General features: G+C 37.8%; 12 protein-coding genes. 7 read left to right on the top strand and 5 right to left on the bottom strand.

The window, feature by feature from the left end; genetic code table 11:
• Window positions 1-116 precede the first annotated feature (116 nt).
• From GQR52_RS15430 to GQR52_RS15420, 3 genes are all read left to right on the top strand, one after another.
• A complete protein-coding gene (locus GQR52_RS15430; protein ID WP_165729019.1) occupies window positions 117-1640 on the top strand; it encodes a deoxyribodipyrimidine photo-lyase in 1524 nt (507 codons plus the stop codon).
• Between the two features lie 2 nt (window positions 1641-1642).
• Window positions 1643-1777 (top strand): DUF2256 domain-containing protein, encoded by a 135-nt coding sequence (locus tag GQR52_RS15425; protein WP_076916399.1) that lies wholly within the window; start codon window positions 1643-1645, stop codon window positions 1775-1777.
• Between the two features lie 130 nt (window positions 1778-1907).
• Window positions 1908-2345 (top strand): OsmC family protein, encoded by a 438-nt coding sequence (locus GQR52_RS15420; protein WP_039487188.1) that lies wholly within the window; start codon window positions 1908-1910, stop codon window positions 2343-2345.
• An 83-nt stretch (window positions 2346-2428) separates the two neighbouring features.
• On the opposite strand, the gene GQR52_RS20700 is transcribed toward GQR52_RS15420, so the two are convergent.
• The gene (locus GQR52_RS20700) at window positions 2429-2557 is read right to left on the bottom strand and encodes a 2TM domain-containing protein (RefSeq protein ID WP_346774285.1); all 129 of its coding nucleotides are present in this window, start codon (window positions 2555-2557) and stop codon (window positions 2429-2431) included.
• Between the two features lie 271 nt (window positions 2558-2828).
• Here GQR52_RS20700 and GQR52_RS15415 point away from each other — a divergent pair, with 271 nt between their 5' ends.
• Both GQR52_RS15415 and GQR52_RS15410 read left to right on the top strand, forming a co-directional pair.
• Complete coding sequence (locus GQR52_RS15415; protein WP_008136989.1) at window positions 2829-3596, top strand: EAL domain-containing protein; 768 nt, start codon at window positions 2829-2831, stop codon at window positions 3594-3596.
• A 114-nt stretch (window positions 3597-3710) separates the two neighbouring features.
• A complete protein-coding gene (locus GQR52_RS15410) occupies window positions 3711-4496 on the top strand; it encodes a putative porin (protein ID WP_008136988.1) in 786 nt (261 codons plus the stop codon).
• 70 nt (window positions 4497-4566) lie between these two features.
• Here the strand turns inward: GQR52_RS15410 and GQR52_RS15405 are convergent, their stop codons facing one another.
• Window positions 4567-6054 carry a dipeptidase gene (locus tag GQR52_RS15405; RefSeq protein WP_165729018.1) on the bottom strand — a complete coding sequence of 496 codons (1488 nt, stop codon included), beginning with the start codon at window positions 6052-6054 and terminating at the stop codon, window positions 4567-4569.
• A 137-nt stretch (window positions 6055-6191) separates the two neighbouring features.
• On the opposite strand from GQR52_RS15405, the gene GQR52_RS15400 reads away from it, so the two are divergent.
• A complete protein-coding gene (locus GQR52_RS15400; RefSeq protein ID WP_008169531.1) occupies window positions 6192-6383 on the top strand; it encodes a DUF2986 domain-containing protein in 192 nt (63 codons plus the stop codon).
• Between the two features lie 2 nt (window positions 6384-6385).
• On the opposite strand, the gene GQR52_RS15395 is transcribed toward GQR52_RS15400, so the two are convergent.
• The 3 genes from GQR52_RS15395 to GQR52_RS15385 form a co-directional block, all read right to left on the bottom strand.
• Window positions 6386-7348, bottom strand: a complete 963-nt coding sequence (locus GQR52_RS15395) for a TDT family transporter (protein WP_165729017.1) — start codon at window positions 7346-7348, stop codon at window positions 6386-6388.
• A 215-nt stretch (window positions 7349-7563) separates the two neighbouring features.
• Entirely contained in the window at window positions 7564-9738 is a 2175-nt protein-coding gene (locus GQR52_RS15390) for a TonB-dependent receptor (protein WP_165729016.1), read from the bottom strand.
• 154 nt (window positions 9739-9892) lie between these two features.
• Window positions 9893-11191, bottom strand: a complete 1299-nt coding sequence (locus GQR52_RS15385; protein ID WP_165726424.1) for a PAS domain-containing methyl-accepting chemotaxis protein — start codon at window positions 11189-11191, stop codon at window positions 9893-9895.
• Window positions 11192-11551: 360 nt separating this feature from the next.
• Between GQR52_RS15385 and GQR52_RS15380 the strand changes: the two genes are divergently transcribed.
• Window positions 11552-12757: an MFS transporter gene (locus GQR52_RS15380; protein ID WP_165729015.1), complete on the top strand. Its 1206-nt coding sequence runs from the start codon at window positions 11552-11554 to the stop codon at window positions 12755-12757.
• Window positions 12758-12885 lie beyond the last annotated feature (128 nt).

The raw sequence follows: 12885 nt of genomic DNA, 5'->3' as shown, positions 1-12885 counted from the left end.
TTCCTTTTAATACATTAAAACTAAATCTTAATTCAAGTTAGTTACGTATAGGCTTGGCTGACTCAGTTAAATAACAAGCTAATTTTTATCTCTATTTAAAGCAATAAACAAATTATATGAAAATAAACATCGTGTGGTTTAAACGTGATTTGCGTCTTAGCGATCATCAACCATTAAAAAATGCATTCAGTAATGGCTTACCTACCCTATTACTTTATAACTTTGAGCCATTATTGCTCGAAGATGCACACTACAATGAGCGGCACTGGCGCTTTGTGTATCAATCAATAGTTGAGTTAAATAATCAGCTAGCGCGTTTTAACGCCTGTGTTTATATATTTAATTTAAATATGAACGATTTACTTGAATCGTTAAAGGCACAGTTTGAAATAGTTAATATTTTTAGCCATCAAGAAATAGGCTTAAACAACACCTTTGAGCGCGATAAAGTAATAAAAGCATGGTGCCAGCATAACCACATTAACTGGCAAGAGTCGCAAACAGGCGCGGTTATTCGCGGCAAAAAAAATCGTAATAATTGGAACGAACGCTGGCAGCAAACAATGCAAGCACCTATTGCTGTTCCTAATTGGAAGAGTATAAAAACAATTACCCTCAATAACTATCAAGCACCTGAGCTGCCAAGCGCTTACACGCAAGATCACGACAGCTTTCAACAAGGTGGCCCGCTGCATGCGCGAACTGTAATGCAGAGCTTTTTTGCCGAGCGCGGTAAAGGTTATCAAAAAGGAATATCGAGCCCAAGTTTAAGCCAAACACATTGCTCCCGACTTTCGCCGTACCTAGCATGGGGGAATATTAGCCTTAGGCAAGTGTATCAAATGGCCATTGATGAATATCATTCAAAACACCCTAACAAAAGAGGCTGGAAGCGCCCGCTTGCTGCGTTTGTATCGCGCTTGCATTGGCACTGCCACTTTATGCAAAAGTTTGAGAGCGAATGTTCTATGGAGTTTTTAGCCCTTAATCCGGGTTATCATGTATTTCCGTATCGTGATGATGAACATGTTAAAAACGATATTGAACGCTGGGCGCAAGGTCAAACAGGTATTCCCATTATTGACGCTTGCATGCGCTGCTTAAAAGCCACCGGCTATATAAACTTTAGAATGCGCGCCATGCTTGTAAGCTTTGTAACGCATCATTTAAATATAAGCTGGCAGCAAGCAAGCTTTCCTCTCGCTAATTACTTTTTAGATTTTGAGCCCGCAATTCACTATCCGCAAATTCAAATGCAAGCCTCGGTAACAGGCATTAACACCATTAGGCACTACAACCCAATTAAACAATCAGAAGATCAAGACCCAACAGGTTCGTTTATTAAAAAGTGGTGCCCCGAGCTTGAAAAACTCCCTATTGAATATTTACATCAGCCTTGGGAGCAAACTCCAATGGAAGCACTCTTTAACGACTTTAAGTTAGGGGAGGATTATCCCGAACCGATGCTTGATTTAACAGTAGCCTCAAAAGAAGCACGCGAACGCTTATGGCAATACCGTGAGCGAGCTGATGTTAAACGCGCCATAGGGAGGATTCTTAAAAAGCACGTTGGGGGTACTCAAAAAGTTACTCGAACAAAAAGTAAAACGGATACTAAAAGTAACAGTAAGGCTGAGTAAGCATGGCGCACAAAAAACTAAACTTACCTCAAAAAATATGCCCTATTTGTAATAAACCTTTTACGTGGCGTAAAAAATGGCAGCGCGACTGGGATAACGTTATTTTCTGTTCAGAGCGCTGCAGGCGTAATAAATAAGAGTAACAATTAACTGGCGTCTATTTTGCAACATCATCAGTAATTAGTGCTTTTAAGGCTTTATATAAGTTTATTTTGTAAATAACGCTTAGCTAACCTGAAAAGCTTACACTCAAGCAAGGAGAAGATGATGACTATTAAAAAAACGGCTAGTTCAACATGGTCTGGCGATATTAAAACAGGCAAAGGTAGCATATCAACTCAAAGTGGCGCGCTTAACAAACAACCTTATGGTTTTAATACCCGCTTTGAAGATAAGGCAGGCTCAAACCCTGAAGAATTAGTAGGTGCAGCGCACAGTGCATGTTTTAGTATGGCGCTTTCGCTTGCATTAGGTGATGCAGGCTTTACCGCAGATAAAATTGATACTAAAGCCACTGTAAGCCTTGATGAAGTAGATGACGGTTTTTCAGTAACGCATATTGCTCTTGAGGTAAAAGCGCGTATTGATGATATTCAAAACGAGCAGTTTCAAGCCTTATGTGAGCAAACCAAAAAGAGCTGCCCTATTTCCAAGCTCTTAAATACCGAAATATCACTAGATGCGACACTTCAATCAGCATTTTAAATATTTAGACTTAACTATTTAGACTTAACTGTTTAGACAGTTCCTTACTAAAAAGCCAAGTAAGTAATTACTTGGCTTGCTTATTATAAAGAAGTATTTTTAGGTTTATTCCTACTCAAAGTACTTACTACAAGCCCTATTCCCATCCCAATTGCTGGCCATACTACCCATATATAACTAGGCGAAGTTAGTAAATTTATAACGCTTAGCAAAGTTAAAGTAAGTATCCTTTAATTTTTTTGCCTAATGTCACTGTATTGCTCATTTATATTCTCCAAGTAATGTATGTCGCTATTATTGTTTTAATAAGCAACGTACACACCTGCTAAATGTCACTAAGTGATCTGACATTAGTCATCACTTTTCATTTAATTACATAGTTATTTATTATGTATAAAAACATAAAAAACAATACTTTAATCTATTTGTGTTAGAATCTAATCTCAACTAACCTAAACAAATAAACATAAGAGGATGAGCTAAATGAGCGAAAAATCAAAAGATTGTGAAAAAGTTACGTGTAGTAACTGTGCTGACGCTAACGATCTCGAATTTGATTTTTCTATGGCTTTTCAACCGATTATAAACTGTAAAACTAATCTTATTTATGGCTATGAGGCACTAGTTAGGGGTTTAAATGGCGAGTCTGCTTATTCAATCATTTCAAAAGTAAATGAAGACAACCGCTATGCATTTGATCAGCTTTGTCGTATTAAAGCCATTCAACTAGCCTCAAAGCTGGGCATAACATCAATGCTAAGCATTAACTTTTTACCTAATGCTATTTATAAACCAGAGCGATGTATACGCACCACACTAGAAGCGGCAAAAAAGTATAACTTCCCAATTCAAAATATTATGTTTGAATTTACTGAAGTAGAAAAAATAGAAGACACCGCACACATAAAGCGCGTTGTTGATTACTATCAGTCTCTCGGATTTAAAACCGCCACCGATGACTTTGGTGCAGGTTATTCTGGTTTAAATCTACTGGCTGACTTTCAAACAGATATTATTAAGCTGGATATGGCGCTAATACGCGATATAAGCAACGACAAAAAACGCCAATTAATAGTAACTCATTGCTTAAATATGTTTCGCGATTTAAATATTATCGCACTGGCTGAAGGGATTGAAACAGTAGAAGAATATACATGGCTTAAAAACGCAGGTGTTGAGCTTATGCAAGGGTATTTATTTGCCAAACCAAGCTTTGAAAACTTGCCTGAGGTAACCTACGTTTTTAATTAGGAAAATCTACAATACCCAAACACTTTATTACAATCATTTAATTGCCTTATAAAACCTCATAAATATAATACCCATTCTAGTAACAAATTTACTTAATTATAAGAAGGGATACTTATGCGCTTTTTAATGCCACTCACTTTACTCGCACTTAGCTGTACAGCGTCTGCAAACGTCGAGCAGTCAGAATCAAAACAATGGTTTAACTCTATAAACTACGCAAAAATTGATTCTGATTATTACAGTGATAATGTGTACGGGTTATCAACTCACTATTACTTTGAGGAACAGCAAAACTCAGGTGTGTGGGATGATTATGGCTACTTGGATACAGATAGTAATATAGGCTTAAATTATTTTAATTCAGATGGTTATAGTGGAAAAGGTATTTTTGGAGAAGGCTTTTACGGCAATGCTTTTGCAACTTTTGAACTACCTAATATTGGTGATGCCGACAACTATTCACTTGGTTTAGGTTACTTATTTGCTGATTCACTAAAAGTATCTGTTCGTATGTTAGATTATGAATATAGCGATACAGTTTATTTATTTAAAGCTCAATATAATCATGAAATTAATGACACCGACTACATTGGTTTTACTGTTGAAACAGATGATGAAACAGAGTCATGGGACCTATCATCACGTTACTTTGCCCATCTTTACGATGACAGTTATTTTGCTATAAATGTTGACTACCTAGATGTTGGCGACGACTCAGTTTTTAATGTGCTCGCAAACTATTACTTTAATAAACATGTTGCAGTCGGTATTGGCTCAAACGACTCTGATTTAGTTATTGAAGGTAAGTACTTTATTAATGATAGCTACTACTTCACAGCTAATTACACTGATAATGATAACTATGATGTATATAATCTTAGCTTTGTAGCCCAATTTTAATAAACACAAAAAAGCCGCCTTGCTGGGTCAGTTCAGTTAAACAAGGCGGCATTTTCTAAACAACTTTAAACTACATATTACCCAGCTCGATCATCATCGCTGTGTACATACGTAAATTAAGCTTAAGTTGCTCAAGTGTCATAAATTCATGCTCTGAGTGACCGGTGTAGCGCTTGCCTGGCATTGAAGGACCAAACGATACCGCATTATCAAACAGCTTTGCGTTAGTGCCACCACCTATTGATACAAAGTCAGCTTTTTCGTCGCCCGTAAAATGCTTAAAAATATCAAGCAGCTTTTGCGCATGCGGCGCGCTATCAAGCAGCATAGGTGTGCCAATGATTGTTTCTATGTTGGCAAGCGTTACATTGTTAGTGGCTTGCCAATTAGCGAGCGCATCATCAATTTGCTTTTGTAATACAGCTTCGTCTTTACCCATAGGGCGACGTGCATTTACAGCAAGTGTTAGCGCATTACCATCGCGCTCAATAACAGTTGGTGCCACTGTCATCGGGCCCATAAAGTCGTGCTTATAGGCTATTTCGCCAAACTGTTTACCGTGAATATCTAAACCAATTAACTGATTTACAAAGTCGATTAGCTCGCCGTCACTGTTATTTTCAAGCTCCACGCCTTTAAATAACTCAGCTAAATACGCAATCGCATTTATACCCGACTCCGGCTCTGATGAATGCGCCGACATACCTTTAACGCTTATTGCTAAACCATTACTTTTTTCACTAAAGTTAAACTCAACTTTATTTAATGTTTTGGCTTTTGCTTTTAATGTATTAATAAGTGCAGCGTCTGCATTGTGAAGTACTAAGCTGGCGTCTTCTGGAATTTGGCTTCTAAACGCACCGCCAGTTACATCCTTTACATATAAACCCGTTTGTGGCGATGTTGCATTAAAGGTAGGAGCAATTAAGCTCCAGCCTTTCTCGGCAACCACTACAGGATATGATGCATCAATCGTTACTGCATATTTTGGTTGCTCATACGTTTTCATAAATTTAGTTAGCGGACCCCAATCAGACTCCTCAGCAAGATAAATCATCAGCTCAATACGGTTATTAAGCGTTATGCCTTTATCTTTAATTGCCTTCATGGCGTAAAGCGCTGTCGCTATTGCGCCTTTATCATCCTCAGTACCACGACCAACTAATTTACCAGGTTCAGACGTATCAATAATAAAAGGGCTTTGTTTCCATTTGCTAGCATTAGCAGGTTGCACGTCGCCGTGCGTTACTACCGTTACTTTTTCGTTTTGCTCGCCCATACCTATTAATACGGTATAACCTAAATCTTGGTAGTCAAAACCAAGCTCTGCGGCTTTCATTTTTAACAGTGCTTTAAAGCCAATAAAATCGGGATTTTGAGGGGCTGTAATGTCGCTTTTATTAACGGTCGGAAAAGCCACTAAGTTAGTTAGTGTGTGTATTTGAGCATTTTGGTAGGTATTTACTGCGTAATCGGCAACGCTATCAATATTTTTATTTAACTGCGCATGAGCACCAAACGCAAATAAAGCAATACTGGCTAAAGCTAACTTTTTCAAAACAATTCCCATTTAATTAATAACTAAGAGCGGTAATTATAACGCTATGAAGCGCTTACTTATAGCTCTTTACGCTAAACACACAGGTAACTTAAGCTGAATATTTATATAGCAGCTTTTATGAGGATGAATGTATAATGCGCGACTTAAAATTAACAGGGTATTTAATTGTGAACCGTCGTAAAAAAATCGTCACTAAATTTCAAAAGAAAGATAAACGCACTAACGCTAAACTACATAAAAGCAACAAACCTGGTTATGTGTCAAAAGCTGAGCGCGAAAAACTAGCTGAACAAGAAAGTAATGAGCCAGAGGTAATCCAAGAGTAACTCTACGCTACCCGTTGCTTTGATAATTTAAAGTGGCAAAAGTACCGACCACTTACATAACCAACTACTGCCGTGGCAACTATAAGTTCAAACGTAGCTAAGTAATTAACTGTATCTACATATGGCATTGCGAGGTTTATACTTTGCATCCAGTCTTTCATTTTAAATAATGCAGTTGCCCCAATAACCATTGGAAATGTAAAAGCAGCGTAGCTCGGCGTAAAAGGTCTGCGTAATAACTTTATAAATAACACATAAACAATCAGTGTTTTTATTATCGCTAATATAAATAATCCCCCCACTATAACAAGTGATGGATTAGCTACAATATGAAAATACCCCGCTAATGTTAAACTGGCAGGCGCAGCTAAAATGGCAAGTGTTGGCTGTATTTCGTAGTCACTTTTTAATGCTAATAAAAAACGATAAAACATAATTGGCAGCATAATACTGTACGTTGATATACCAATCACCAGTGCGCTATAAGCTAACCACGCTAATGTCGGATTTCCCGAAAAAGTAACATCTGCAATAATTATCCCCACTGGCGGCACAAACCAGCTGGGCGCCATATCCTCAAAGTTAAACTTTTTTGCTCGCTGGTATAAAAAACTCACCAAAAATGTGAGATGCAGCACAAAAGCTAAAACCCACATAATGTCGCCAGCTAATGAGTTAAATTGCCCAACTGAGTTTGAAATAACAAGATTAGCCATTGCAAATGTAGGGATCACACTTCCTGCAACTGGGTGTGCTAAATCGGCTTTTAATAAATGAGGGTGTAGTAAAAACTTAGCAGCCAAAAGTAAAACTAATACGCCAGCTAGTACCGCTCCCAAAAATTGCCCTTGGGAGTTTAAATTAAAAACGTTTTCCCATGTCCATCCCATACTAGCAATACCCAAAGCTAAACCGGCCATAGCTGTTGGCGCCACCATCACTTTATTTTTAAATTGCTTAAACACTGTATTTCCTAATCATTGGGTGATGAACAAGTTACTGCTTTTTACTGCATTGCCTTAAAATAACGCTGTAAATTAATACAAGCGTGCTTAATAGAACGCTTTTTGCATACAAACATTTCATAAAAATAAGTTTACGGCTTAATTATTAAAGCGCAAAAAAAGCCATAACACAGTTATGGCTTTTGCTTTATTTTTAAATTTGAATATGAAGTTAATTAAAACGCGTAACTAACGCTTACATTAAATGAACGACCCTGCCCTGCAAGTTGTTCAAACCCGTTACTGCTATCTTGTTTAAGTGCCGCAATACTTACCCCCCCAAGCGGGAGTTGGTAGTACTCATCAAACACGTTACTCACTTCAGCACTTAGCGTTAATGAATCCCATGTGGCTTTAGAGCTTAAATTAACCAGGCTGTAGCTGTCTGTTTGGTTTTCAAAACGATCATTATCTACACGGCTTTTAGTATCGACCCACTGCCAAGATAACGCATTTTCAAATCGACCTATTTGCTGGCTAATACCTAGCTGAGTTTGCAGTGGTTTAATTTGATAAAGTGGCTGATTAGTATCGTCGCGCTTGCCTCTCGTATTAGCAACATTAGCGTGTAACTGCCAGTTACCTAAATCCTTAGATTCATAAATATTGGCTGTTAAATCTATTTTTGCACCATATAAAATAGCATCTACATTAGTAAACTGAAAAATGTTACGCGCAGTGTTGTCCAAATCATAACTATTGAAGCTTCTTACAATATCAGCATCAATATAGTCACTCACATCTGTATACCAAACATTGGTGCTTAATCGCCAACGGTCATCTTTAGCCAATTTAATATAAGTAGCACTTATTGTATGCGCTGTTTCAACGTCTAAATCAGGCTTACCAATATAACCATTACCATCGCCATACCAACCAATCATGGTGGTTGCCATGGTACTTACACCCCAACTGTATCGCTCGTATAAATTAGGCGCTCGGTTTTTACGGGCAAGACCAAATTGCAGCTCATCATAATTTGTTATTTGGTAGTTAATTAATAAGTTAGCATCAACTATAGTGTCGGTTTTATCTCTGTCGCCAGCATTAAAGTTCTGTGCAGCGATGGTATTATCTGTAGACGTATCGCTCATGGTCATACTTTCCATACTACTCATATCGGTCATATCGCTCATATCGTCCATATCCATCATACTCATGTCATCGTTGTAAGATTGAACCTCTCCAACGTGGGTATTAATACTTTCAATACGTACGCCTGCGTTTAACCATAATTTTGTATTTATTTGGCTCTCAAATTCTGCAAATGCCGCTATGCGCTCTCGTTTACCGTTATTTACATTTACGTAATTGTCTGGTCCCATCATGGTTGAGCCTTCAATACCTGGCCACCAATCATCAATACTGTAATTGTAATATTCTTGACCGAGTAAAATACTGCTGTTTTTATCAAGCGCGATACGCCATTTAAGCTGCGTACTTATATCTTGTGCATCGGTTTTCATTCGCATCATGCCTGTTTTTTCTTCACTGAAAAAACCCATTTCGTGCTTTACGCTATGCCAGTTAACTTGCCCTTCAAGCTCGCTGTTTTCAAAGGAGCGTTTGTATTGAGCTATTGCACCGTAGCTGGTGTTATCGGTCATATCCATATACTGATTTGCAAATCCCTGATACGGGATTTTTTGATGCGTTAGCTTTATAACTAATTGCTGCTTATCATCGCGCATAGCTGCGGTTAAACTATGATTTTGTGCTCGATACAATGTATCTAATACTACATCGCCGTTACCGTCTTCATAACTATCTGCGTCACTAAACGAACCCTGATAATTAAGGCTAAACGTGTCACTTGCTAAACGTGCACCAACGCCAAGTTTACGTCCGTTATCAACGCTACTGTACTTTGCTGACACATAACCTGAGTGCCAACCTAATTCATTGCTATCGCTATACTGTGGTGAAATAGAATTAACGCTTATTACACCCGCAATATTATCGCCGCCCGCGCTTACTGGCGACACGCCTGCAACCACATTGTAAGACGTAATTTGATTAGCCGAAATATACGAAAGTGGCGGGTTCATATGATTAGCGCATGCAACGGTTACATCTGCACCATCAACTAACACTTTAACTCTGTCGCCCATTAAACCATTTAAAATAGGTAAGTTAGATACGCCGCCCGCTGCTGAAAAATCGACACCTAAATCACTTAATAACGATTCTGACGAACCAAGTGCTAAATGCTTATTTTGAGCATGTCCGTGAACTTCTATCACTTCTAAAGGTGTGTCGTCGGCAAATGCTAAAGGAGATAGCACGCTACTAATAAAAAGTGCGACAGGCGTTAGTAAATATGTTTTTTGAGTTTTGCTTTTATAAACCATTGTTAATTTATGCCACTGTAATAATTGGCGTAATTATAGTGTGAGTTGTAAAAGCAAAAGCGCGACATATTGTCGCACTTTATCAATTTAAAATGTTGTTAGGTGTGTTTGAGCACATAAGAAGGCAGCTTTAAACATAGGAACATGCAATTAACTAAGTATTTAACTTAGCTACCGTTTGAGAAACAATATCGGCTCCACGTTCAATCTCTTTAATGACCTCAGACACATTAGCAATAAGCTCTCTTCCTTGTTTTGATGAGTCTGAAACTGACGTTATTTGCTTTGATATATCATTAGTGAGCTCTTGGTTATTTTTAACAACACTTGCTATTTCATTAGTAGAGCGACTCGTGCTGGCTGCAAGCTGCCTTACTTCATCAGCTACTACAGCAAAACCTCGACCATAATCACCAGCACGCGCTGCTTCTATTGCGGCATTAAGTGCCAGTAAATTAGTTTGATCCGCAATGCTGCTAATTGTCGAAACAATGGAGCCTATGACCGCAGACTGTTCATTAAGATTTTTTATTAAATCTACCGATTTAAGTACTTGGCTTACAATGGCGTCGGAGTTCGCTATAGAGCTTTGTAGTATTTCAGAGCCTTTTTTAGCGGTTGTAGCAGTAGCTACCGCCGATTCATGTGCTATTGCAGCGGCTTCTGTCACTGCACTATTATTGTTAATTCGATCGGTAATATTTGATGCAAACTTAATTATTTTAATTACATTACCTTTGCTATCTAAAATTGGATTATAAGTTGCTTCTAACCAAATTTCTGAACCGTCGGCGGCAATACGTTTAAATTTTCCTGACTTAAACTGCCCCTGCGCTAATTCACTCCAAAAGCGTGGGTTTTTCTCATAAAACAATTTAGTACAAAACATTTTATGATGCTTGCCTACAATGTCTTTTAAGCTATAACCTATTGTTGCTAAAAAGTTTTGGTTCGCCTTTAAAATATTACCCTCTGGGGTAAACTCTATTGTAGCCAAGGCTTTGTCGAGTGCATTTGCAATAGCTTCTTGCGCTTTTCTTTGTATGTAACTGTTTGTAATATCAGAGGCTATTTTAATAACTTTGGTGACTACGCCGCGCTCTTCTACAGGAAAGTAAGTTGCCTCAAGCCAAAGCTTATCGCCATTAGCTTTGTACCTTAAAAACGAGCCTGCTTTAGAATTCCCTGCTTTCAATGCTTGCCAAAATTGACTATATTCGTTTGACTTTGCATATTCAGGTTCGCAAAACATACGATGATGCTTACCAATTATTTTCTCTTTGCTATACCCAATCGTTTTTAAAAACAACTGGTTTGCGTCTAATATTATTCCATCAGGTGTAAACTCTATATAAGCAACGTGCTTATTAATTGCCGATAAAATAGATTGTTTTTGAATTAATTGAAGCTCCATTTCTTCAATTTTTGCGTTTCTTTTAGAAATACCAAACATATAAAAACCTTAAGGAGTAAATTAGTACAAAAATTAGCAAATTAATGTGATATCAATATGTAGCTGTACTGTAAATATAAGCTTTAAATAACCTTTCGGCTAATATTTAATATCTTATATATATATGCTTTATAAATAGTTTTTTTATTTTATAAATGTTAAGTAGTATTTTCTTCTAATTAACATTTTAAAAACCTAATAAAACCACTAATTTATGCATGACTCTGTACTTTTTTTAACTTAAAATAGCGCCCTCACAGACTACCCTCTCACACCAAAATTTAAGCATACACATAATATGTCCTATTCAAGATCTATTGTGCAGTTTCATTTTTAAAATTAAACCTTAAGGGATCATCTATGACATCAGATGTAACGTCGGCATCTAGTCAACTTAACAGAACCGCTATTTTACTCGTATTAGCGCTAGGCACATTTATTTTAGGATTATCTGAGTTTTCGATGATGCCTATGCTGCCACTAATTAGCGAAACATTTGGCTCAACGCCATCACAAAGTGGCTATGCAATTAGTGCTTACGCCATTGGTGTTGTAGTGGGTGCCCCTATTTTAATGCTTACCACTGCTAATATGAGAAAGCGCAAAGCATTGCTCATATTTATAAGCTTAATGTTTGTCTCAAACGGATTAAGCGCGATGGCAACGTCGCTTGAGCAACTTGTAATATTTAGATTTTTAAGTGGCTTACCTCATGGTGCATATTTTGGCGCGGCTATTTTATTAGCATCGGATATTGCCCCAAAAGGTAAGCGTGCTAGCTTTATGTCTAAGGTGTTTATGGGTTTAACTGTGGCCACTATTGTTGGTGTGCCTGTTGTAACACTTGTGGGTCAAAACCTTAGTTGGCGGTACTGTTTAGCCGGCGCTGCAGTGCTTGCATTTATTGCTTTTATTTTTGTTTACAAAGTAGTTCCAAATATAGATAACGCTAAGCCTTCTAACTTACTAAACGAGTTTGGCGTACTTAAAAACAAACTGGTTTGGTCTATTTTGGGTATTGTAATTATTGGCTTTGGCGGGGTGTTTTGTATTTATACTTACATTGCCGACACCATCTTAGTAGTAACAAAAACAGCGCCTTATACTATTTCTATTGCTATGGTGATGTTTGGTATTGGTTGTACACTCGGTAACTATGTACTGGGTAAAGCTGCCGATAAATCTGCAATTAAAACCACTGGCCTTGCGCTTGTATGCACCATTGTATTTGCTTTTGCTTATGTAACAGCAAGCCATAATATTTGGATGCTTTATGCTGTCATCTTTTTTATTGGCTGTAGTGTGGGTTTGGCAACACTTATTCAAACGCTATTAATGGATGTTGCTCCAGAAGGTCACGCTATGATCGGTGCTCTTGTACAGTGCGCATTTAATACCGCAAATGCTATAGGCCCGTGGGTCGGCGGAATTGCAATAGCGCAAGGTGCTGCACCTAATCAAACAGGTTACGTAGCAGCTGCATTATTTTTAGGTGGTTTGGGTATGTGGCTACTAAGTTACTTACAACTAAACAAACAGCAACCAACAGCGCAAACCGCTGGTTAATCTATACTTTAAATAGTAAATACAAAAAGAGCCGCTAACTAGCTAACACCATTCAGTTAAGCATGTTTTGACTTAATGGTGTACCGAGTTTTTGAAATTCGAACGGTCCTACTTTTGGGCCGTTTTCT

It is taken from the genome of Pseudoalteromonas sp. 31A1 (assembly GCF_011378815.1).
Classification (GTDB): domain Bacteria; phylum Pseudomonadota; class Gammaproteobacteria; order Enterobacterales; family Alteromonadaceae; genus Pseudoalteromonas; species Pseudoalteromonas arctica.
Note: the sequence above shows the minus strand (reverse complement) of the source record. Positions and strands in the feature narration are given on the sequence as shown.